This is a genomic window from Novosphingobium lindaniclasticum LE124, assembly GCF_000445125.1.
Classification (GTDB): domain Bacteria; phylum Pseudomonadota; class Alphaproteobacteria; order Sphingomonadales; family Sphingomonadaceae; genus Novosphingobium; species Novosphingobium lindaniclasticum.
This window is the reverse complement of the sequence record NZ_ATHL01000076.1, coordinates 233,569-255,397: the sequence shown is the minus strand read 5'-3', so window position 1 is coordinate 255,397 and position 21,829 is coordinate 233,569. Positions and strand designations below refer to the sequence as shown.

Here is a 21,829-nt window from a genome sequence, read left to right as displayed (position 1 = left end):
TTCCTCTATGTTGACTTTGCCGGCCGCGCGACCGACGCGCGGCGGACGATGGCGTGATCGAGAATTTGGTCGCTTGCGATGAAACCGTTGCCGTCCAGCGCGGCGATCAGGCAGCGGGCGGCGCGGAAGGCCATCTCCTCCACCGGTTGGCTTACGACGGTGAGCGCGGGCGACAGGCGCGAGGCCAGAATGGTATCGTCGAAACCGGTGACCGAGAGATCGCCAGGCAATTGCAGGCCGCGGTCGATGGCCTCTGCGACGACCCCGGCGGCGAGATCGTCGCTGCTGCAGATGATGGCCGTGGGCGGGTCGCTTCGGGAGAGAAGCACTCGTGCGGCTTGCCTGCCGGTATCGTAGTCGAACTCGCCGGTCTGGTAGATCAGCTCGAGATCTTCAGGCACTCCAGCATCCTCAAGGGCCGCGCGGAATCCTTCAAGCCGCGCCGCCACGACGCTGTAGTGCGCCGGACCCGCGACATAGGCGATGCGGCGATGGCCCTTGGCGACAACGTCCCGGGTGATGCCTTGCATGGCCGTCCGGTTGTCTATCCGGACGGTGGTAATCTCGTCCATGGCGGTGCCGGTGGCGATGGCGGCCAGGGGCACGCCCAAGGCCCGCAGGCTGTCCGACCCGTCCAGCTGTTCGGCGAACGGCGGGATGAGCAGCAGGGCATCAGCGCCCGAGCGGACGAGATCCTGCGCCAGCCCTTCGGCTTCCCTGCGGCTGACACCGTCTCCGTCGCGCAGGATAAGCTGCAGGCCGTGCGCGTTGGTCGCCCGCAAAGCGCCCACAAGCACGGCATCGAGGAACGGCGTGCGCCGATTGCTGTAAAGCAGGCCTACTGTCGTGGCGCGGGATTTAGCGAGGCGCCGCGCGGCCAGGTTGGGGACGTAACCGAGTTCCGCTATCGCCGCCTGGACGGTCGCTTCCGTCGCCGCGCTGACCCGGCCCGCTCGGTTGAGGACGTTGGACACGGTCATGGCCGAAACGCCCGCGCGCTGCGCGACTGCGCGGATCGTCACGCCGCTTTCGGTTCGTCTCGCCACCCTTCTGCCTCCATATCGTGGAAGCGCGCTCTGTGTCAGATCGCGCCGGACTTCAATCCATCGACGGCGTGATCGACCGCGCGCGCCGTCAAGGCCATGAAGGTCAGCGAGGGATTGACGCAGGATATCGAGGCCATCTGCGCGCCGTCGGTGACGAAGAGGTTGGACGCGTCATGGGCCTGGTTCCACTTGTTGAGCACCGATGCGCGCGGATCGTCACCCATGCGCGCGCCGCCCATCTCATGAATGGCGTCGCCCGGCACATGCTCCCGCACTTTGCTCTGGACGTTCTTGAGCCCGGCCGCGCGCAGCATCTTTTCGCCTTGCTCGCGCGCGTCGGCCATCATGCGCAGTTCGTTGTCCCGGAAGGTCACGTTGAACTGCATCAGCGGCATTCCGAAGCGGTCGGCCTTGTTCGGGTTCAGCGCGACATGATTGTCTTCGTAAGGCAGGCATTCGCCGAAAGCGCCCATCTGGAACTTCCAGCCGCTATAGCGGCGCATGCCTTCCTTCATCGACGCGCCGAAACCGACCGGCTTCGACGGTTCGCGGTAGGCACCGCCCTGGTACCCGTAGCCCCGCCGGAAGCCGAGGTCTTCGTTCCTGCCGTTGTTGCGGAAGCGCGGCACGTAGATGGAGCCGGGTCGTCGGCCATATTCGATGAATTCCTCCATGCCGGGGATGTCGCCCTTCACGCCGACGCGGAAGATATGGTCCATCACATAGCGGCCCAACGTGCCGCTGCTGTCGAAATGGCTGCGCGCGCTGCCCTCGGCGCGCGAGTTCATCAGTATCTGCACCGAGGCCATCGTCGACGCATTCAGGAAGACCACTTTCGCACGCACGACTTCGGCCTGCCCGGTCCTGGCATCGACGAAGCGGACGCCGGTGACCTTCTTCGCGTCCCGATCGTATTCGAGATTTGTGACGACGGCATCGCTACGCAGCGTCAGGCGCCCGGTCGCGCGCGCCGCCGGCAGGGTGACCGCCTGCGTCGAGAAATAGGCACCGAAGGAGCAGCCGTTGGCGCATTGGTTGCGCATCTGGCATTTGGAGCGGTTCTGGTCGGGTTTGTCCTCTGTCATGTTGGACAGCCGCGCATGGATCATCTTGCGGCCGGGAAAGGCGGTTTCCAGCCGAGCCTTCATCCATTTTTCGGCGACGTTCATCGGCATCGGCGGCTGGAATTCGCTGTCCGGCAGATAGTCCAGGTTCTCGCGCGATCCGGATACGCCGATGTACTTCTCGACATAGCTGTACCAGGGGACGAGATCGTCGTAGCCGATCGGCCAGTGCCCGCCGATGCCGTCGCGCTTGTTGGCCTCGAAATCGGCCGCGCTCCAGCGGAAGCTCCAGCGGCCCCAGATCAGCGACTTGCCGCCGACCGCCGCCGGGCGGATCCAGTAGAACTTGCTGCCGCCCTCGTAATCGTAGGGATTGAGCCGGTCGTTGTTGTAGAAGGCCTGGTTGCTGGGGGCGACATAGCCATGCTGAGCGATGAAGTAGTCGCTTTCCTTGAGCCCGTCCGGCATGATGTTGCGGGCAGGCACTTCATAAGCGGGCTTGCCGTCGTAGGTGTAGCCCTCGCCATGTTCGACCATATGGCCGCGGTCGAGCATCAATACGCGCAGTCCCTTTTCGGTCAATTCCTTCGCGGCCCAGCCGCCGCTGATGCCCGAGCCGATGACGATCGCATCGAACCTGTCTGTGGAAGCCATGGTGTTCCTCTCCCGTTCGATGGTCAGAAGCGCAGGGTGCTGAGCGTCTCGAAGCTCCTGGTGATATCCGGCAGGTATGGCGCGGGCGACTGGTCGTTCTCGACGTAGAAGTGCCGCGCTCCGGCCAGGCCGTTGAATTTGAAGATCGACGCGAAGTCGATCGTACCGGTACCTACCGATGTCATCCTGCGATCTGTGCGCATATCTTTGACGTGATAGGCGTAGATGCGTCCCGCCAGGCTGCGGATCAGCGCCTGGGGGTCCTGCCCGGCATAGATGGCCCAGTAGAGATCGAGTTCGATCTTAACGAGCGCAGGGTTGCAGGCTTTCACCAGACGGTCGAACAAGCTCACGCCGTCCGGTTTTACCGTGAACTCGAAGTCGTGATTATGATAGGCGAAGCCGAGCCCGGCCGCCTTCAACTGCTCGCCGACGCGGTTGATATTGACCAACGCCGCGTCCCAGGCCGCTGCATTCCGATGCTTGTCGACCATATAGGGGAGCACGATCGTCTCGGCGCCCAAAGTCTTCGCCATCGCCACGCTGGCGTCGAACTTGTCCAGCAGCGCGTCGTAGCCGACATGGATGGAAGGCGCTTTCAGGCCGAGGCGATCCATGGTCTTGCGCAGCAGGGCATGGTCCATGGTGTCGTAGCCGCCGCCACCGTACTCGACTTCGCGGTAGCCGATCTGGGCCACTTTCTCGAGCGTGGCGACCGGGTCGGCGGTGAAGAGTTCACGCACCGTGTAGAGTTGCAGGCCGACACTGCGGATCTGCGCAGCGCGGGAGAGGCCGGCGAGGAAGGGCTGCGCCGCGAGTGCGGCGGCGCCGCCGGCGCCCAGCATCAGGGAACGACGATTTACGATCATGCCGAATAGACCTTGTTGACCTGGGAATAAGGGAAGGCGCCGTTGTACTCGCCCGGCACGGGGAGGTATTCGCGCTCCTGCGTGATGCCGATCTCGGACGTGTAGTAACCGACCACGACCATCTGCCGGAACGCCTTGAAGAACTCTTCTCCGTCTGGAAGCTCGTCGTTCATCGCCAGGGTCAGCAGGGCGTCCTGCTGCTCGGGTCTGGCCAGGACGGCGGGCACTTTGTAGTCCTGCCGACTGCGCGCATCGATTTCGGCCAGGCCGGACAGGATCGGCACGCGATCCTCGGCCAAGGCCCAATCGGCGAGCAATTTCTCGACGTAGGTCGGGACGCCTGCGGCGATGGCGCCCGGCGTATCCGTCGTCGGAATGATCCGTTCGCACAGGACCGTCATCAGCGCGCGCTGGTCGGGCGTGAACACCTGGAGGCTGGGGACCCCCTGATCGATGGCCGGAATGGCGGCTCCGGGCGCGAGTCCGGCTGCGCGGGCGATCGGTGCGAATACCTGGGCGCCGAACAGGGCGACCATGCCTGCAAGCGCGTTTCTGCGATCCATCAGCGTTCTCCCCCGTCCAGATCCTGTGCGATGGCGTCTTCCGACAAGGGCCGGACCCAGATGTTGCGGAAGGACACGGGCGAGTCGTGATCCTGCAACTGGATCGGCGCCTTGTCGCCGTGCGCCTGATACTGTGCGACCTTGCGCCAGGCCGTCGTACCCAGCATCGCCTGATGGTTCTGCACCAGCACGCCGTTCAGCAGCACCGTGACGTAGGCCGGACGGACCAGGCCGCCCTTCGCATCGAAGCGGGGCCGTTCGAACACGATGTCATAGCTCTGCCACTCCCCCGGCGGCCGCGAGGGGTTCGCCAGCGGGGGTTTCCACGCATAAACCGCACCCACGGTTCCATCGGCGTAAGTGGGGTTCTCGTAGCTGTCGAGGATCTGGACCTCGTAGCGCTGCATGAACCAGATGCCGCTGTTGCCCCGGTCCTGCGACGTCTTTCGTGGCGGATTAGGGGAGCGGAATTCGAGATGGAGCTGGACGTCGCCGAACTCCTGCTTCGAGATCAGGTTGTTCTCGCCGCCGCTCTGTGCACGGGGCGGGATGGTCATCACGCCGTTCTCGACCGTCCACGGACCACGCTCGCCGCGCCAGGCGTCGAGCGAGGTGCCGGAAAACAGCACGACCGCATCCGAGGGCGCGCCGCCCGGAGCGGAAGCGGGGGTAATGACCCGAGGTGCCGGGCGGTCCGGGTCATGGACGTGCCATTTGCCGCCGGGCAGCATCGGCGTGTCCGTGAAGCCCGGCTTGTCCTGCGCCTCAAGCAGCGCGCAGCCGACGATGCCGCTCGCCAACAGCATGCCGACAGGGATGTACTTCATCCTCTCGCTCCCTTTTTCTATGCTCTGTCGATAGCCCGATAGGCGGCGATCAAACGCGCCTCGCCCTCGCGCCCGGCCAGCGTGTTGCCGTGCTCCATGCCGATCACTCCGGCATAGCTGCGGGCGCGCAGCCAGCGCACGACGTTGGCGTAGTTGATTTCGCCCGTGCCCGGCTCCTTGCGGCCGGGATTGTCACCGAACTGGATGTAGCCGATTTCCGCCCAACACGCCTCCATCGTCGGGATCAGGTTCCCGGACTGGATCTGCTCGTGGTAGAGGTCGGCCAGGATCTTCACGCCCGGGCTGTCAGCGCCGCGCGCGACGGCGTAGCCCTGGGCGATCGAGTGCATGAACACGCCGGGGTGGTTGGTCCGGGTGTTGAGCGGCTCCATCACCAGCGCAAGACCATGCGGCGCCACGATCTCCCCGGCGCGGCGCAGGCAGTCGATGATGCGGCCGGTCTGGATCTCTTCCGGCACCTTGCGGTCCATGAAGCCGGTGACGACCGTCATGTGCTTTGCATTCAGCCGCTTGGCCACCTCGATCGAAGTGCGGATATCGGTCAGGAAGGCCTCCCGGTCGGCATCGTCGTCGCTGCCCAGAACGGGCCGGAACTCCGCCCATTTCGGCATGCTGGCGACAAAGACGCCCATCGTCATTCCACGCTGTAACAGGGCGCGGGCCATGGCCTCCTGCTCCTGGATAGAGCGCTTGCGCGCCTCGTTGTCCTCCCAGGCGCGGAAACCCTGGTCGGCGGCGAAGGCGATCTGTTCGAGCAGCCCGCCGCGACTGGCGAAGCTGCCTTCGTGCGGCGCGTAGGCGAGGGAGAAATGGGCGGCATTCGAGCTTCCGCTCGCGCCCCAGCCGGGAGCGGCGGATAAGTTCGAGGGGGCAGCGGCAGCAAGGCCGGTGGCGAGCACGGAGCGTCTTGTCAGGCTCATGCCACGCCTTCCGCAATGCGGCCCGATCGGCGGCCTGAGCGCCGTTCGACCAGCCAGATCGCGCCGAACACCACAAGCAGCGTCAGCGGCACGAACGTCAACCGGGCGAACGATTGCGAAGCCGCGGCGTCTTCCACGGCGCGCAGCGCGGCGCCGCTCAGGCGAGTGAAGGCTTCCGGCCCGCCAGCAATCTCCACTTTCGCCTGGTCGAACATTTCGCCGAGGCGCGGAAGCACGAAGAAGCTGGCAAGCGCGCCCGCGGATCCGACCAGCCCCAGCGCCCAGGAATCGCCCCGCGGATAACGCTCCGCAACCGAAGCCAGCATCGTCGGCCACATGGCGCAGACCCCGAGGCCCCAGACCGTCGAGGCCAGGATCGCGGAGACCGGCGACTGCGCCTGCGACAGCAGGAATAGCCCGACTGCCGCTAGCAGGCTCGATACCCAGAGCAACCCCGGATTCGAGAGGCGCCCGGCGATCCGTCCCGCAAAGTGGCGGAACACGAACATCAACGCGCTGACGTAGACCAGCAGCAGAATTCCACGCATCCCGACCCGGTTGCTGAGCGCTACGTCGATCCATTGACCCGGCGCCAGTTCCGACGAGGCGGTGAGGAACATGGCCCCGAACCACACGAGAAAGCTGGGGCGGCGCACCACTTCCAGCATCATGTCCTTCATCGCCCTGTCGCCTGCCGTAGCGGGCGTGGGGGGGAAACGGGTGGTCGCGCCGATTAGCACGACACCGATGGCGGGCAGGAACACCAGCGCCATGATCGCCTGCCAGGGCAGCAGCGGCGCGAGAAACACGCCGGCCAGGCCGCCCACGATCAGCCCGCCCGGATACCAGGCATGGAGCACATTCAGGCGATGCGTCGTATCTTCGGGATAGAGCCGCGCAGTCAGCGGGTTGATCGCAGCTTCCGCGAAGCCCCAGCCGATGCCGCTCAGCAACATGCCCAGCCAGACCAGATGGTAGATGGTCGCCCCACTTGCGAGGGCACCGGCACTGACGATCAGCATCGTGCCGGTCAGGAACGCCACGCCGCAGCCGATCAGAACGCGGCTGATGCCGATTCGGTCCAGCACCGCGCTGACGACGAAGACGGTGATCGAGAAGCCGAGGAAAGCGGAACCCAGCGCTGCGCCGATCATTTCGCCAGCCGCGATCGGCGCGATGGGATCGATCCACTCCGCCTTCAGGCTGCTTGCCACGGCGGCGCGCAGGGATGCGCTCATCGAAGCCGTGAAGAGCGCCAGGACGCTCAACCAGAATAGCCTTTGCCGGTTAATCCCCGTCATGCCCGCTCCTCTTCCCGTTTTACCCCGGTTTGACGTTTTTATCGGGGCTCTTGCTCGTTCCGCCCTCAGGTCAGTCCCAACCAGCGGCGGTTGTCGGCGGGATTGCCGCCTCCCGCGAAATCGTCGAACGCGCGTTCCGGCCGGCGGATCATGTGCGCTTCGATGAAGGGAGCGCCTTCGCGCGCCCCGTCTTCCGGGTGCTTCAGGCAGCATTCCCATTCGAGGACGGCCCAGCCCTGGTAGCCGTACTGCGTGAGGCGCGAAAAGATCCCGGTGAAATCGACCTGGCCGTCTCCCAGCGAACGGAACCGACCCGGACGATCGATCCAGTCGGCATAACCGCCATAGACGCCTGCGCGCCCGGTCGGGTTGAACTCCGCGTCCTTGACGTGGAACATCTTGATGCGCTCGTGATAGATGTCGATGAACTGAAGGTAGTCCATCGCCTGCAGGACGAAATGGCTGGGATCGTACAGGATGTTGGCGCGGCGATGACCGCCCACCGCATCAAGGAACCGTTCGAAGGTCAACCCGTCGTGCAGATCTTCGCCGGGGTGCAGTTCGTAGCACAGATCGATGCCCTCCTGGTCGAAGGCGTCCAGGATCGGGCGCCAGCGACGACCCAGTTCCGCAAAGGCTTCTTCCACAAGTCCTCCAGGCCGCTGCGGCCAAGGATAGACGAAAGGCCAGGCCAGTGCTCCGGAAAAGGTGGCGTGTGCGTTCAAGCCCAGACGCCGGCTCGCCTTGGCTGCGAGCTTGAGTTGATCGACCGCCCAGGCCTGCCGCTCACCGGGTTTGCCGCGCAGCTCGGCCGGCGCGAAGGCATCGAAAGCGGTATCGTAAGCGGGGTGAACCGCGATCAGCTGGCCCTGCAGATGGGTGGACAACTCGGTGATCTCGACGCCTGCCTCGCGGCAGCGGCCCGCCAGTTCGTCGCAGTAGTCCTGACTTTCCGCCGCGAGCGACAAGTCCATGCAGCGCGGATCGTTGCTGGGCAGCTGGATGCCTTTGTATCCGGCCCGGGCCATCCAGCTTGCAGCATGTTCCAGGGTGTCGAACGGCGCGGCATCACCCATGAACTGCGCCAGGAAGACCGCCGGACCGCGCATGGATTTCTGACCGGCAGCTTCGGAGCCGGTCATCACTTCAGCGTCTTCAGATAGGCGATGATCGCAGCGCGCTTGGCGGGATCGGGGGTGCCGATCGGCATGCGCGTGCCGGGCACCTTCTTCGCGGGCGCCGCCAGGAAGGTGTCGAGGCTCCGATCATCCCAGCTCAGCTTGGCGTTCTTGAGCGCCGAGGAGTAATTGAATCCCGGTATCGATGCCGCATCGCGGCCGACGATGCCGTTGAGATTGGGGCCGATGCCGTTCTTTCCACCCTTGTCGACGCTGTGGCAGGCGCGGCACGAGTTGAATGCCGGCGGCGCCGTCTGCGCCAGAGCGGGCGCAGCGAAGACCATCGCTGCGGCTGCAGCCATTGTCAGGCGGAGGCTTGCTGTCAGGCGCATCCTCGACTCTCCACAATATGTTATTGCCTTACGTTTACCGGTAAATCATACGGGAGCAAGACAGAAATTCGCGCACGGTTTCGCACGCAGAAAAGAAGAGGAGAGGGTAATGCCACGCACCCTGCGTCTTGCCATGATCGGAGGGGGCGAGGGCGCCTTCATCGGTGCCATCCACCGCGCGGCGGCCGCGCTCGATGGACATTGGCGGCTCGTTGCCGGAGCGTTCAGCAGCGATCCCGATCGCAACCGGCGCTCGGGTGAAGCGCTGGAGATAGCACCTGAACGGAGGTATTCTTCGCTAGAGGCTTTGCTGGCGGCAGAGGCGGCGCTGCCTGCCGCAGAGCGGGTCGATGCCGTTGCCATCGTCACGCCGAACCACCTTCATGCCCCCATGGCCATCGCCGCGCTGGACGCCGGTTTTCACGTCTTCTGCGAAAAACCGATGGCTCTCGACCTGAACGAGGCGCGTTCGATCGCAGAGGCACAGGCTCGATCGGGACGGCAGTTTGCGCTTGCCTTCACCTATAGCGGCTACCCGCTGGTCGAAGAGGCCCGGGTCCGCGTTGCGCGGGGGGATTTCGGCAAGATCCGCCTCGTCCAGGTGGAATACTCGCAGGGATGGCTTAGTCGGCCGATCGATCGCGAAGGAAACAAGCAGGCGGAATGGCGGACCGATCCCGCTCGTGCCGGTCTTGGCGGCTGCCTCGGCGATATCGGCACGCATGCCTTCCATCTCGCCGAACATGTTTCCGGCCTGCAGGTGCGCGATCTCTGCGCCGACCTGACAACTCACGTCCCCGGCCGCCGGCTCGACGACGATGTCAGCGTCCTGCTTCGTCTCGAAGGCGGCGCCCGCGGAACGCTCAAGGCGAGCCAGGTGGCTGCCGGGGATGAGAACGGCTTGAAACTGCGCATCCACGGTGAGTTGGGCGGACTCGAATGGTCGCAGATGGAGCCCAACAGCCTCGTTCTGCGCTGGCTCGATCGTCCCACCGAAATCGTGCGCGCCGCCGGGCCGGGGCTGGCTGAGGCGACCCTCTCGCTCCTGCGCACGCCTTCGGGACACCCGGAAGGTTACATCGAAGCTTTCGCCAACCTCTATCGCGCGTTTGCCATGCGCATCTCGGACTCTGCTGGAACGGATCTCGACAGTGCGTTTCCTTCCGTGGATGCGGGCTTGCGGACGATGGCCTTCGTGGAAAGCGTGATCGCCAACAGTGCATCGGACAAGAAGTGGACGACGCTCGCGCCCGCTTGAGGCCATCGATATCGACGATGTTTTCAGGTCTATCATCCCTCCGGCCTCGAACCCTCGTTGACGTAGAGGGGCGTCTCGGCGATGTGCGGCGGAGATAACGGGCAAGGATATCGATGAGAATCGTCATCATCGACGACAGTGGACTGCGCGCGACGGTTCTCGAAGAGGGCCTGCGGGAAGCGGGATATGACGACATTCATATCGTTCCGCCGCGCGGAGCGTTCGTCGCCCGGCTGGAGCGCATGGCGCCCGATGTGGTGCTGATGGACCTGGGTAGCCCCAGCCGCGACACGCTGGAGGAAATGCTCACCGTCAGCAGGGCCCTCGCTCGGCCGATCGCCATGTTCGTGGACCAGTCCGACGAGGCGATGATCGGCGCCGCAATCGATGCGGGCGTCTCCGCCTATGTCGTCGATGGACTGCGCAAGGAGCGGGTCAAGCCGGTGCTCGAACTGGCGGTGCGGCGCTTCAATGCCTTCGCACGCATACAGGCGGAACTGGACGAGGCGCGCGGCGCACTTTCCGATCGCAAGGTCATCGATCGCGCCAAGTCCATTCTGATGGCGCAGCGCAATCTCTCGGAGCAGGAAGCCTATTCACTGCTGCGATCCAGCGCGATGAACCAGGGCAAGAAGATCGTGGATGTGGCGCAGGCCTTGATTACCGCCAGCGAATTGCTGGGAGGGGGATTATGACGACGAAGCTGCGCATCGCCTTCCTGCCGCTGACCGACGCGGCAGTGCTGGCCGCCGCCCGGGAGCGCGGCTTTGCCGAGGAAGAACGGTTGTCGCTGGACCTTCTGCGCACCACGAGCTGGGCCACCTTGCGCGACCGACTGGTCTATGGACAGGTACAGGCCGCGCATATGCTGGCGCCGCTCGCCGTTGCGGTGACCCTGGGGCTCAGCCAGCAACCCGCCGCTCTGGCCGCGCCCTACAAGCTGAACGTCAACGGCAACATGCTGGTCATGGCGAAGGAATTCGCAGCGGCGCTGGCGCCGGAAACAGCAGGCCGCCTGGCCGATCCGCTGGGCACCGCGCATGACTTCGCGGCAGCCATCGGACTATGGCGCCGCAAGCCGGTGATCGGCGTGGTCCATCGGTTTTCCAGCCACGCGCTGATGCTGCGCTACTGGCTGGCGAGCGCCGGTGTCGATCCCGACCGCGATGTCGTGCTGCGTGTGCTGCCGCCTTCGCTCACGGTGGAGGCGCTCCACGCGGGCGAAATCGACGGCTTCATCGCCGGTGAGCCCTGGGGTAGTGCCGCCGTCGAAGCGGATCTCGCGGAAACCGTTGCCGTGGGCGAGCGGATCTGGCAGCGCGGCGTGGAAAAGGTGCTCGCTTTCCGCGAGAACTGGTTGGAAGAGAACCCCGAGACCGTCGACAGCCTCCTGCGCGCGCTGGTCCGATCTGCAGCATGGTGCGACGATCCGGGCAACCATGAAGTCCTGGCCGATCTCTTGTCGCAGCCGCAGTATGTCGATCAACCGGCCTATCTCATCCGCCGGGCCCTGACCGGACAGATGGTGATCAAGGCCAGTGAGCCGGCGATTTCCAACCCGGACTTCCTGCTGTTCTCGCGCGAGGCAACGCCGTTCCCGTGGCGTAGCCAGGCGCTCTGGATCTATTCGCAGCTTACGCGCTGGGGGATGGCCGAGCATACGGCCGAAAACGCGGCGAGGGCCGGCGCGGTGTTCCGCCCCGACGTGTTCCGCCGCGCCCTGGCCGGCAGCGACGTGCCGATGCCGGGGGCCAGTATGAAGCTCGAAGGCGCGGTGGCGTCTCCGCTTCCCGTCGGGTCACGCAAAGGCGATCTCACCCTGGGGCCGGACAGGTTCTTCGACGGCCGCGTGTTCGATCCCGAGCGCATCGATGACTACCTCGCCGGATTTGCGCGAAAGCGCTGAAAACCATGCGCTGTCGCTCGAAAAATGGCGGCGATCTCCGGCCGGAGAATTTTGTGCCTTGCAACATGATGCGATTCGCATGATGATAGAGGCATCACGCGAAGACGCGTGATCACCGGATGCGCTGCTCCAAAGGCGGAGCGCCATCCTCACCGATATTCGCAGCAAAGCCGCTGACCGAGCTTGCCCAAGGGGTGACGTTCGGCCTGCGGCTTTTTTCGTGTCCGTTCCATGGGGGACTTTCGATGGCAACCGCGTACTGGAAACGTAACGGAGAAGGGCAAAGGGCCGTGGAGACTGCGGCGGATGGCGCACGGGCGTCGGTACCGGAAACCAGCTTCTGGAAAGCCGGCCATGCCCCCACGCTGATCGCGGCGTTCCTCTATTTCGACCTTGCCTTCATGGTCTGGGTCCTGCTCGGCCCGCTGGCGCCGGAAATCGCCAGGTCGCTGCAGCTGACTTCGGCGGAGAAGGGGCTGATGGTCGCGACGCCGACGCTGGCCGGTGCCTTGCTGCGGGTGGTCAATGGCCTGCTGGTGGATCGCATCGGACCCAAGCGCTCGGGTGCGATCAGCCAGGTCATCGTCATCCTTGGGCTGTACCTCGCCTGGTTCATGGGCGTGAACAGCTTCGCCGGCACTCTGGCGCTCGGCGTGGTACTGGGTTTTGCGGGCGCCAGTTTCGCGATCGCACTGCCGCTCGCCAGCCGCTGGTATCCGGCCGAGCACCAGGGCAAGGCCATGGGTCTTGCCGGCATGGGCAACTCGGGCACGGTGCTCGCCTCGCTCTTCGCGCCGTTGCTGGCCAAGATGTTCGGCTGGAACGCCGTGCTCGGCCTCGCCTGCATCCCGCTGTCGCTGGTGTTCGTGGTCTACATGGTCATGGCCAAGGACGCTCCGAACCAGCCGGTCCCGCGCAAGCTGATCGACTATTTCGAGCCGCTGCGGCAGGCCGATGCCTGGTGGCTCATGGCGTTCTACGCCGTGACCTTCGGCGGTTTCGTGGGCCTCGCGGCCTCGCTGCCGATCTACTTCACCGACCAGTTCGGACTGACGCCGATCGTCGCCGGATACTGCACGGCCGCCTGCGTCTTCGCGGGATCGCTGGTACGACCGATGGGCGGCGCGCTGGCCGACCGCATCGGCGGCGTGAAGGCGCTCATGGTCGTCTATCTCGTGGCGGCGCTGGCGCTGGCCGGGGTTGCCAACGCTCTGAGCCTTCCGGCGGCGCTCGGCCTGTTCGTCCTGGCCATGCTGGCTCTGGGCACCGGCAATGGGGCGGTGTTCCAGCTCGTGCCCCAGCGGTTCCAGGCGGAGATCGGCGTGATGACCGGATTGGTCGGCATGGCCGGGGGCATCGGGGGCTTCTATCTCGCCAGCTCGCTGGGCCTCGCCAAACAGGTGACCGGCAGCTTCGCGTCCGGTTTCCTAATCTTCGCGGGCCTGGCAGTAATGGCGCTCGCCTCGCTGGCTATGGTGAAGACTCGCTGGCGCGCGACCTGGCAGACGGCCGCTCGCATATAATGGGGAGAGTGCAGCGGCGGTGGGTCCATCAGGACCGACCGCCGCCTTCGATTTGACCCCAGGAGATTTCACGTAAATGCGATACTTGCTTGGAACGGCGGCCGCGTTGGCCGTCGCAGGCCCCGCCTGCGCCCAGGATTTAGAGGTCAGGCCGCTGGCGGAAGTCCGCCTCCGCAACGAGCATGTCGAGCAGGACGGATTGCCGCGCGAAGCCGATGCGGTCACCGCGCGTATAAGGACCGGCGTGGAGATCGCGTCCGGCCGGTGGAGCGCCACGGTTCAGGGGCAGGGAACGCTCGCGCTGGTCGACCACTACGATGACGGCCTGCACGGTCCGGCAGACCGCCCGCAGGTCTCCGATCCGCAGAACATCGGCCTTTATGTCGCTCAGCTCCAGTATCGGACGACAGGCGCGGTGCTGACGGCGGGGCGCCAGAAGATCGCGCTGGAGGACGAGCGTTTCGTCGGCAATGCCGGGATCCGCGACAATGCCCAGACCTACGATGCCGTGCGCGCGCAGCTTTCGCCCGTTGCCGGGCTCCGGCTCGACATCTCCTATGCCTGGAGCGTCCGCACCATCTGGGGCATCGACGGCCGCGGTGCGCGGCAACAGGCGATCGGCGGAGACAATGTCTTCGCCAACCTCTCCTACGCAACGCCGATCGGGACCTTCAGCGGGTTCGCCTACCTGGTTGATCAGGACGAAGCTGCCGTGCAGGGATATCGGCTGTCGAGCCGGACTTACGGTGCGCGGCTAAGCGGCAGTCGTGCCTTTTCGCCTGCGGTTAAGTTGGACTACGTCGCCAGCTACGCGCGGCAGTGGGACCATCACCGCAATCCGAACGACTACCATGCCGACTACTGGCTCGCCGACGCCACGCTCGATGTAAGGGGCTGGAAGCTCAACGCCGGATACGAAGTGCTTGGCGCAGGCGACGGGACGCCGTTCACCAGCTTCCAGACCCCGCTCGGCAGCAATTTCAAGTTCCAGGGTTGGACCGACAAGTTCCTGACGACGCCTGCGAACGGCATTCGCGATCTCTACTTCGGGGCGGGCTATGGCGTGAAGCAGGTGGGGCCGCTCACGGGCGTTGCCTTCCAGGCGGTCTGGCACCGCCTCGACAGCGATCGGCTCAATCAGCACTACGGCAATGAAGTCGATCTTCTCGCATCTGCGAAGCTGCGCAAGACGCTCGTGTCGCTGCGCTATGCGCATTACGATGCCCGCGAATTCGCGACCGATACCGACAAGTACTGGATTCAGCTGGATTGGACTTACTGAAGAGGACCGTGACGGAATCGCTTGAGCCTTCGGGCGTTTCCGCTTATGGTGCACTGCAAAGGACGACGTTGTCCTTCAAACCCATAGCCGACGCAGTCCACTGACGGGCCGCAGAAGCGCGAATGATGGCAAGGCCGCCATCCAGACTTTCGGTTTTGAACCGAGTGTCCGGATGGCGGCCTTTTTCTTTTTCTCCCTTCGTTTTTCTGGAGTCACGGGGATGGAATTTCAGGACGGGATCGAACCGCAACACGCTCCGGCAGCGGACTATGAGGACACGCTGATCGTCTCTTCGCAGGACCGGCAGGAGCATCTGGTGGTGGTCGGCAACGGCATGGCCGGATGCCGGGCGGTGGAGGAATTGCTGGCGCGTGACGCCGGGCGCTACCGCGTGACCATCTTCGGTGCCGAACCCCATGTGAACTACAACCGCATCATGCTCTCGCCGGTGCTGGCCGGCGAGAAGACGTTCGACGAGATCGTCATCAACAGCCGCGAATGGTATGACGAGAACGGCATCGATCTCGTGACCTCCGACCCGGTGGTCGCCGTGGATCGCGCGGAAAAGACCGTGACCGCGCAGTCGGGCCGGAAGGTCCGCTACGACCGGCTGCTGATCGCTACCGGTTCCGATCCCTTCATCATCCCGGTTCCCGGCAAGGACCTGCCCGGCGTCATCTCGTTCCGCGGCATGAAAGACGTGGACCTGATGCTGGATGCCGCCGGAAAGGGCGGCGATGCCGTGGTGATCGGCGGAGGCCTGCTCGGGCTGGAGGCCGCGCACGGGCTCAGCCTGCGCGGCATGAAGGTCACGGTGATCCACCTGATGCCCACGCTGATGGAGCGTCAGCTGGATGAGGCGGCAGGCTGGCTGCTCAAGAGCGCGCTCGAAGCCCGTGGCCAGACCATTCTGACCGGTGCCGACACCGCCGAGATCTACGGCCAGGGCAAGGTGGAAGGCGTGCGCCTGAAGGACGGACGCGAGATCCCCGCAAGCATCGTCGTCATGGCGGTGGGCATCCGGCCCGCCACGGCGCTGGCCCGCGCGGCCGGCCTTGAGGTCGGGCGCGGGATCAAGGTCGACGATCACATGGTCACCAGCGACCCCGCCGTCCTCGCGGTGGGCGAATGCGTGGAGCACGACGGCAATGTCTACGGCCTCGTCGCGCCGCTCTGGGACATGTGCCGCAGCCTTGCCGACGGGCTGACCGACCGGCACAGCGGCTATCGCGGCTCCGTCACATCCACCAAGCTGAAGGTTGCGGGCCTCGACGTGTTCTCGGCCGGCGACTTCTCCGGCGGTGAGGGCTGCGAGGACATTGTCCTGCGCGATGCCTCTCGCGGCGTCTACAAGCGCGTCGTGGTGAAGGACGACAAGGTCGTGGGCGCAGTGCTCTATGGCGATATAGCGGACGGCAACTGGTACTTCGACCTGCTGAAGAAGGGCGAGGATGTCTCCGAGATACGCGATTACCTGATCCTCGGGCAGGCCTTCGCCTCGGGCGGCACGGCGGACCCGCTGGCCGCCGTGGCGGCGCTTCCCGACGACGCCGAAGTCTGCGGTTGCAACGGCGTGACGAAGGGGCAGGTGGTCGCCTCGATATCGGACGGAGCCTGCAGCCTCGATGCCGTGCGCGCGACCTGCAAGGCTTCGGCGAGCTGCGGTTCCTGCACCGGCCTCGTCGAAAGCCTGCTGGCGCTGACCTTGGGCGAGGAGGTGAAGTCCGGCCCCAAGACCTTGTGCAAGTGCACCAGCTTCACGCACGACGACGTGCGGCGCGAAATCGTGGCGCAGGGGATGAAGTCCATCCCCGAGGTAATGCAGACGCTGCACTGGTCCACGCCGGACGGGTGCTCCTCGTGCCGCCCGGCGCTCAACTACTATCTGCTTTGCGCACTTCCGGGCGAGTACGAGGACGACCAGCAGAGCCGCTTCGTCAACGAGCGCATGCATGCCAACATCCAGAAGGACGGCACCTACTCGGTCGTCCCGCGCATGTGGGGCGGCCTCACCAACCCGCGCGAGCTGCGCGCGATCGCCGACGTCGTCGAGAAGTACGACGCGCCGATGGTCAAGGTCACGGGCGGGCAGCGGCTCGACATCTTCGGCATCAAGAAGGAAGACCTGCCCGCCGTCTGGGCCGATCTCAATGCGGCCGGGATGGTTTCGGGCCACGCCTACGGCAAGTCGCTGCGCACGGTGAAGACGTGCGTTGGGTCGGAATGGTGCCGCTTCGGCACGCAGGATTCCACCGGTCTCGGTGTGAAGACCGAGCGGATGACCTGGGGCTCGTGGATGCCGCACAAGTTCAAGATCGCGGTCTCGGGATGTCCGCGCAATTGTGCGGAAGCGACGATCAAGGACTTCGGGATCGTCTGCGTGGACTCCGGCTACGAACTCCACGTCGGCGGCAACGGCGGCATCCACGTCCGCGCCACCGACTTCCTCTGCAAGGTCGCGACCGAGCAGGAAGCGCTCGATTACTGCGCCGCCTTTACCCAGCTTTACCGTGAGGAAGCCCGCTATCTGGAGCGGACCGCGCCGTGGATCGAGCGCGTCGGCGTGGAATATGTGAAGCAGCGTATCGTCGAGGACGAGACCGGCCGCGAGGCCCTGCGCGCCCGCTTCCTCTATTCGCAGAGCTTCAGCCAGGAAGACCCCTGGGCCGAGCGCGCGGCGGGCCGCAAGGCCGAACTGCACCAGCACCTCGAACCTCTAGCGATTGCAGCGGAGTGAATGACATGAACGACTGGATCGACATCGGCACCCTCTCCGACATTCCCCTGCGGGGCGCTCGGACCGTACAACTGGAGGGGGAGAAGGAGATCGCCGTCTTCCGCACCGGCGACGACCGCGTCTTCGCCCTCGTCAACGAGTGCCCGCACAAGAAGGGGCCGCTCAGCCAGGGCATCGTCCATGGCCATGCCGTAAGCTGCCCGCTGCACAACTGGAACATCGCGCTCGCGAGCGGCGAGGCGCAGGGCGAGGACAAGGGCTGTACGCCGACGATCGCGGTGAAACAGGAAGGCGGGCGCATCCTGCTCGCTCACCCGCAGAGCCTGCAGGTAGCCGCTTGACCGGGCCAAATCGCATTGCACCGTGCCTCATAACGCAGGGCGAAGTCTGGCTCGTGGGAGCAGGGCCTGGCGATCCCGACCTGCTTACCCGCAAGGCCGAGCGCCTGATCGCGGCGGCGGATGTGGTGTTCTATGACGCGCTCGTAGGACCAGGGGTGTTGGATCTGATCCCGCCAGGCACACAGCGGGTGAGCGTGGGCAAACGGTCGGGCCGACATAGCAAGGCGCAGGGTTCGATCAACGACCTCCTGTTGGCTGCGGCGAAGGCAGGCAAACGGGTGGTCCGTCTCAAGGGTGGCGATCCTTCGGTGTTCGGCCGTTCGGCGGAGGAGATGGACCACCTTTCGGCAGAGGGCATTCCGGTGCGGATCTGCCCCGGCGTGACCACCGCCAGCGCGGCGGCCGCCAGCGGCCTTGCCTCTCTGACCTTGCGCGGCGTGGCCCGCGGCGTAACGTTCGTAACGGCGCATTTCAAGATTGGAGAGCCGCTCAGGCTCGACTGGGAAACGCTGGCTCGGCCGGGCGGCACGCTCGGCGTCTATATGGGGCGCGCCGCAGCGGGGGAGATCAGCCGTTCGCTCATCGCTGCCGGGCGGGATCCCGATACGCCGGTCCTGATCGCGGTGAACGTCTCGCTTCCCAACGAGCGACTGATACGGGGCAAACTGTCCGCACTGGCCTTCCTGGTCGCCACGATCAGTGACGACGATCCGACCTTACTCCTGATCGGCGAAGCGGTCGCGGCGCGGCCTTCCCGCGTGTCCGCTGCGAAGGACATGGTGGGCGCGGCAGATTGACCGCGCCCACCGTCGCGCTCAATCGAGATAGAGCGCGCGCAGCTTGGCGATCCGCGGCTTGTCGAGACCCATCTCGTCCTTGAGGTAGCCCATGGCACCGCCGCGATGGGCATCGAGCGCCTTGAAAGCGGCCTCGATATAGGCGCGGTCGGCCTTCATGAAGGCCGCCTGCACTGCCGGCGGCAGCGCCATGAAGGCCTTGCCGGTCGCCTCGCTCGGTCGTGTCTTGGCCTTCGCCAACGCAGCCGGCAGGTATTGGTTGGTCAGCAGGTAGTCCTGGATCACCGTTTCGCGCGGGACGCCGAGCGCCGTCAGCAGCAATGCCGCCGACACGCCGGTGCGATCCTTTCCGGCCGAGCAGTTGAAGGCAAGCGGCGCCTGGCCTGCAAGTAGCTGCGCGAACATGCGCTTGTATTGCGGCGCGAAGGTCTTGAGCATCATCGGATAGCTCGTCGCCATCATCTTCGCTGCGGCTTCAGGCGTAATCTTGCTCATGTCTTTCGGCATGAGGCCTATCGACATGCCGTCATAGTCGTCCGCAAACACCGCAGGTCCGGTGCCTTCAGCCCAGGGCGTGGGTTCGGCCTTGCGCTCGTTATGTTCGCGGTAGTCGCAGATGGTCCGGATGCCGAGCTTGTTCAGATAGCCCAGATCCCCGGCCGTCAGGTCCACCATCGAGCCGGAGCGGAACAGCAGGCCCCATTTCACCGTGCGACCGTCGGCGGTGCGATAGCCGCCGAGGTCGCGGAAGTTGCGTCCGCCTTCGAGCGGAAGCAGGCGCTGGTGCGCCGCCCGCGCGGCTGGAGTGACGGGCACTTTCGCCGGAGAATGGATCACAGGCTGCGCTATCAGGGCGAGCCCGAGAAGAGCGCCAGCGGAAAAACGCCAGTTCATGGTCTTTTCCTTTGTGGGAGGCTTAGTACTTGACGGTCGCGGAGATGCCGAGCGTGCGCGGATCGTTGAAGATGCCGTAATAGCCGAGTGAGGAACCGCCATTGGCCTTTACGAAAGTATAGGCCTCGTTGAACAGGTTGCGGCCCCAGACCGAGAGTTCGAGATCAGGTCCGCTGGCCATGCGGATGTCGGCCAGGGCGACGCGACCGTTGACGATGAAGGACGAGGAGGTTTTCGTCGGATCGCCTGGCATCGAATACTGGCCCGAGCTGTAATTGCCGTCCAGGTGGAAGCGGAGCGTGGAATCGCCCACCGGCAGTTCGTAGTCGAAGGCGCCGCTGGCAGCGTGGGTCGGTGTGTAGGCGACATAGACCTGGACCAGCTTGTCGCCGTCGAACGGGTTCGGTGCGGGCGGCAGGTGCACGTCGGTATAGGCGTAGGACCCGCTGAGCGTCAGGCCCTGGAACGGGGTGACCGTGAGATCAGCCTCGATGCCCTTGATGCGGCCTCGGCCCTCGGCGTTACGGGTTTCCGTCGTGGTGCGGGTGCTATTCAGCACCGGCGCGTTGAAGTCGATCTGCATGTCGTTGTAAGCGGACGTATAGGCGGCCACGTTGAAACGGGCATGGCGATCGAAGAACTCGGTCTTGGCGCCGATTTCGAAAGTGGAGACCGATTCCGGGTTGAAGCTGTGATATTCCTTGGAGCGGCTGTTGGCGCCGCCCGCCTTGTAGCCGGTGCTCCACTTTCCATAGACGTGGACGTCTTCCGCGACGTCGACGGCAAGGTTCACCATCGGATCGAAGCGGTTCCAGGAGGCGTCGAGCCGGTAAGGCGTAGCCACCCCGTTGACCTTGTCGAGCGATCCGGTCTTGGCATCGTGGGTGAAGCGCCCGCCGGCTGTAAGGTGAACGATGTCGTTCAGCATCGCCGGGGTCCAGGTGGCCTGGCCGAAGACGCCGATGCTCTCGGTCTTGGCGCGGCTCGCGCGGTCGGGAAAGGGGATCGAGGAGGTCGGCGTGTCGAGGATGGTATAGTCGGTGCCGTTCCCGTTCCACTTGTTGGTGTAAGGGGTCCAGGCGTTGTCGCGCACCGTCTCGTGGTAGTAGAAGCCGCCGAGCACGAAGTTCACCTGCTTCATCGTGCCGATGAGTTGCAGTTCCTGGCTATATTGCTTCTGCCACACGTCGGCGAGGCTGAACCGAGCGAAGTTGGTGTTGCTGCTGTAGCCCGGAATGAAGACGCCGAGATTGGCCCCGCCATTGTCGTTCTGGGTCTGGGTCAGCCGGCGATAGGAACTGATCGACTTCACTTCAATCTGTGGCGAGACCGTCCAGTCCAGCGTCAGCAGATGGCCATGAGTCTTGCCGAGCGCCCAGGGCTGCGGCACGCCGATGTTCGCGACCTTGGCGCGGTCGGGCTGCATCTGCAGAAGCGGGCCGGTGGACTTGGTCAGGAGCTGGAGATAGTAGGGCGTCGTTTCATCGCGCGAGATGTCGAACGAATAGAGCGCATTGAAATCGCTGCTGGGTTCCCAGAACAGGGCGGCGTGCGCACCTTTCTTGTTGTAGGCATTGAAGTCGTGCTCGCCTGCGAGCGGATTGTCGACGGTGCCACCGCGCGTTGTGATCAGGCCGTCCAGCTTGACCGAGAAGTTGGCGAAACTCGGGAGGTCGAGATGAAGGGCCGCCTCACGGGAATCGTAGTTGCCGACGCCTACCGTGGCGCGGGCACCGAACTCGCCGCTGGGCTTTTTGGTGACGATGCTTATCGCGCCGCCTTCTGTATTGCGACCGAACAGAGTTCCCTGCGGTCCCTTGAGCACTTCGATACGCTCGACATCGTAGAGTGCTGATCCGAGGCCCTGCGCGCGGCCCATGAACACGCCGTCGATATAGACGCCGACGCCCTGATCTCGTGCGGGCTGGTTGGAATCGCCTAAGGTGCCGATGCCGCGCATCCCGACGGTAAGCGCGGAACTGCGAGAGAAGCTGGGTGCGATGCGCAAGGAAGGAATGGATCCGTCCGCCAGAGATTCCAGCGAGACCACGTGGCGGTTCCGGATGTCTTCTGCCCCCAGTACGGCGATCGAGATCGGGGTGGATTGCAGATTGGTTTCGCGTTTTTGCGCCGAGACGACGATGTCGGTCAGGCCGGGACCTGCTTCCATGACAGTGTTTTCGGCAGCGGCTTCGGCGTCGACGGCATTTTCTGCGGCAAGGGCGGTCCCGCCCGTGAACAGCGCGCCGAGGGCGCTTCCCGTCAAGGCGGCTGAGCGGAACGATGTAAAACGGCGAACGGACATGGAAACAACCC

At 64.9% G+C, this 21,829-nt stretch carries 19 protein-coding genes; 8 read left to right on the top strand and 11 right to left on the bottom strand.

Annotated features, from left to right (window positions below):
- Positions 1-5: 5 nt before the first annotated feature.
- From L284_RS36315 to L284_RS36275, 9 genes are all read right to left on the bottom strand, one after another.
- Complete coding sequence (locus tag L284_RS36315) at positions 6-1,046, bottom strand: LacI family DNA-binding transcriptional regulator (RefSeq protein ID WP_021234248.1); 1,041 nt, start codon at positions 1,044-1,046, stop codon at positions 6-8.
- A 35-nt stretch (positions 1,047-1,081) separates the two neighbouring features.
- Positions 1,082-2,764 carry a GMC family oxidoreductase gene (locus L284_RS36310; protein ID WP_021234247.1) on the bottom strand — a complete coding sequence of 561 codons (1,683 nt, stop codon included), beginning with the start codon at positions 2,762-2,764 and terminating at the stop codon, positions 1,082-1,084.
- A gap of 23 nt (positions 2,765-2,787) precedes the next feature.
- A complete protein-coding gene (locus L284_RS36305) occupies positions 2,788-3,633 on the bottom strand; it encodes a sugar phosphate isomerase/epimerase family protein (protein ID WP_021234246.1) in 846 nt (281 codons plus the stop codon).
- Positions 3,630-4,199 carry a gluconate 2-dehydrogenase subunit 3 family protein gene (locus L284_RS36300; protein WP_031342241.1) on the bottom strand — a complete coding sequence of 190 codons (570 nt, stop codon included), beginning with the start codon at positions 4,197-4,199 and terminating at the stop codon, positions 3,630-3,632. Before L284_RS36300 ends, L284_RS36305 begins: the two co-directional genes overlap by 4 nt.
- The gene (locus L284_RS36295) at positions 4,196-5,023 is read right to left on the bottom strand and encodes a 3-keto-disaccharide hydrolase (RefSeq protein WP_031342240.1); all 828 of its coding nucleotides are present in this window, start codon (positions 5,021-5,023) and stop codon (positions 4,196-4,198) included. The genes L284_RS36300 and L284_RS36295 overlap by 4 nt, the downstream gene beginning before the upstream one ends.
- A 17-nt stretch (positions 5,024-5,040) precedes the next feature.
- The gene (locus L284_RS36290) at positions 5,041-5,964 is read right to left on the bottom strand and encodes a hydroxypyruvate isomerase family protein (protein WP_021234243.1); all 924 of its coding nucleotides are present in this window, start codon (positions 5,962-5,964) and stop codon (positions 5,041-5,043) included.
- A complete protein-coding gene (locus tag L284_RS36285; RefSeq protein WP_031342239.1) occupies positions 5,961-7,265 on the bottom strand; it encodes an MFS transporter in 1,305 nt (434 codons plus the stop codon). The genes L284_RS36290 and L284_RS36285 overlap by 4 nt, the downstream gene beginning before the upstream one ends.
- Before the next feature lie 65 nt (positions 7,266-7,330).
- Positions 7,331-8,407, bottom strand: a complete 1,077-nt coding sequence (locus L284_RS36280; RefSeq protein WP_021234241.1) for a sugar phosphate isomerase/epimerase family protein — start codon at positions 8,405-8,407, stop codon at positions 7,331-7,333.
- Positions 8,407-8,775 carry a c-type cytochrome gene (locus L284_RS36275; protein WP_052018385.1) on the bottom strand — a complete coding sequence of 123 codons (369 nt, stop codon included), beginning with the start codon at positions 8,773-8,775 and terminating at the stop codon, positions 8,407-8,409. Before L284_RS36275 ends, L284_RS36280 begins: the two co-directional genes overlap by 1 nt.
- Positions 8,776-8,884: 109 nt before the next feature.
- On the opposite strand from L284_RS36275, the gene L284_RS36270 reads away from it, so the two are divergent.
- The 8 genes from L284_RS36270 to cobA all read left to right on the top strand — a co-directional run bounded on the left by L284_RS36270 (position 8,885) and on the right by cobA (position 18,619).
- Positions 8,885-10,033: a Gfo/Idh/MocA family protein gene (locus tag L284_RS36270; protein WP_021234239.1), complete on the top strand. Its 1,149-nt coding sequence runs from the start codon at positions 8,885-8,887 to the stop codon at positions 10,031-10,033.
- 113 nt (positions 10,034-10,146) lie between these two features.
- Entirely contained in the window at positions 10,147-10,728 is a 582-nt protein-coding gene (locus tag L284_RS36265) for an ANTAR domain-containing response regulator (RefSeq protein ID WP_021234238.1), read from the top strand.
- The gene (locus L284_RS36260; RefSeq protein WP_021234237.1) at positions 10,725-11,939 is read left to right on the top strand and encodes a CmpA/NrtA family ABC transporter substrate-binding protein; all 1,215 of its coding nucleotides are present in this window, start codon (positions 10,725-10,727) and stop codon (positions 11,937-11,939) included. The genes L284_RS36265 and L284_RS36260 overlap by 4 nt, the downstream gene beginning before the upstream one ends.
- A gap of 245 nt (positions 11,940-12,184) precedes the next feature.
- Positions 12,185-13,462 (top strand): nitrate/nitrite transporter, encoded by a 1,278-nt coding sequence (locus L284_RS36255; protein WP_021234236.1) that lies wholly within the window; start codon positions 12,185-12,187, stop codon positions 13,460-13,462.
- Between the two features lie 76 nt (positions 13,463-13,538).
- Complete coding sequence (locus L284_RS36250) at positions 13,539-14,744, top strand: hypothetical protein (RefSeq protein ID WP_021234235.1); 1,206 nt, start codon at positions 13,539-13,541, stop codon at positions 14,742-14,744.
- 220 nt (positions 14,745-14,964) lie between these two features.
- On the top strand, positions 14,965-17,481 hold the full coding sequence (gene nirB, locus L284_RS36245) for a nitrite reductase large subunit NirB (RefSeq protein ID WP_021234234.1): 2,517 nt from the start codon (positions 14,965-14,967) through the stop codon (positions 17,479-17,481).
- A 5-nt stretch (positions 17,482-17,486) separates the two neighbouring features.
- Positions 17,487-17,822 (top strand): nitrite reductase small subunit NirD, encoded by a 336-nt coding sequence (nirD, locus tag L284_RS36240; protein WP_021234233.1) that lies wholly within the window; start codon positions 17,487-17,489, stop codon positions 17,820-17,822.
- Entirely contained in the window at positions 17,819-18,619 is an 801-nt protein-coding gene (gene cobA, locus L284_RS36235; protein WP_235054369.1) for a uroporphyrinogen-III C-methyltransferase, read from the top strand. The genes nirD and cobA overlap by 4 nt, the downstream gene beginning before the upstream one ends.
- A gap of 18 nt (positions 18,620-18,637) precedes the next feature.
- On the opposite strand, the gene L284_RS36230 is transcribed toward cobA, so the two are convergent.
- The gene (locus L284_RS36230; protein ID WP_021234231.1) at positions 18,638-19,513 is read right to left on the bottom strand and encodes a tyrosine-protein phosphatase; all 876 of its coding nucleotides are present in this window, start codon (positions 19,511-19,513) and stop codon (positions 18,638-18,640) included.
- Positions 19,514-19,535: 22 nt separating this feature from the next.
- A complete protein-coding gene (locus tag L284_RS36225) occupies positions 19,536-21,818 on the bottom strand; it encodes a TonB-dependent receptor (RefSeq protein ID WP_031342236.1) in 2,283 nt (760 codons plus the stop codon).
- Between the last annotated feature and the right edge of the window lie 11 nt (positions 21,819-21,829).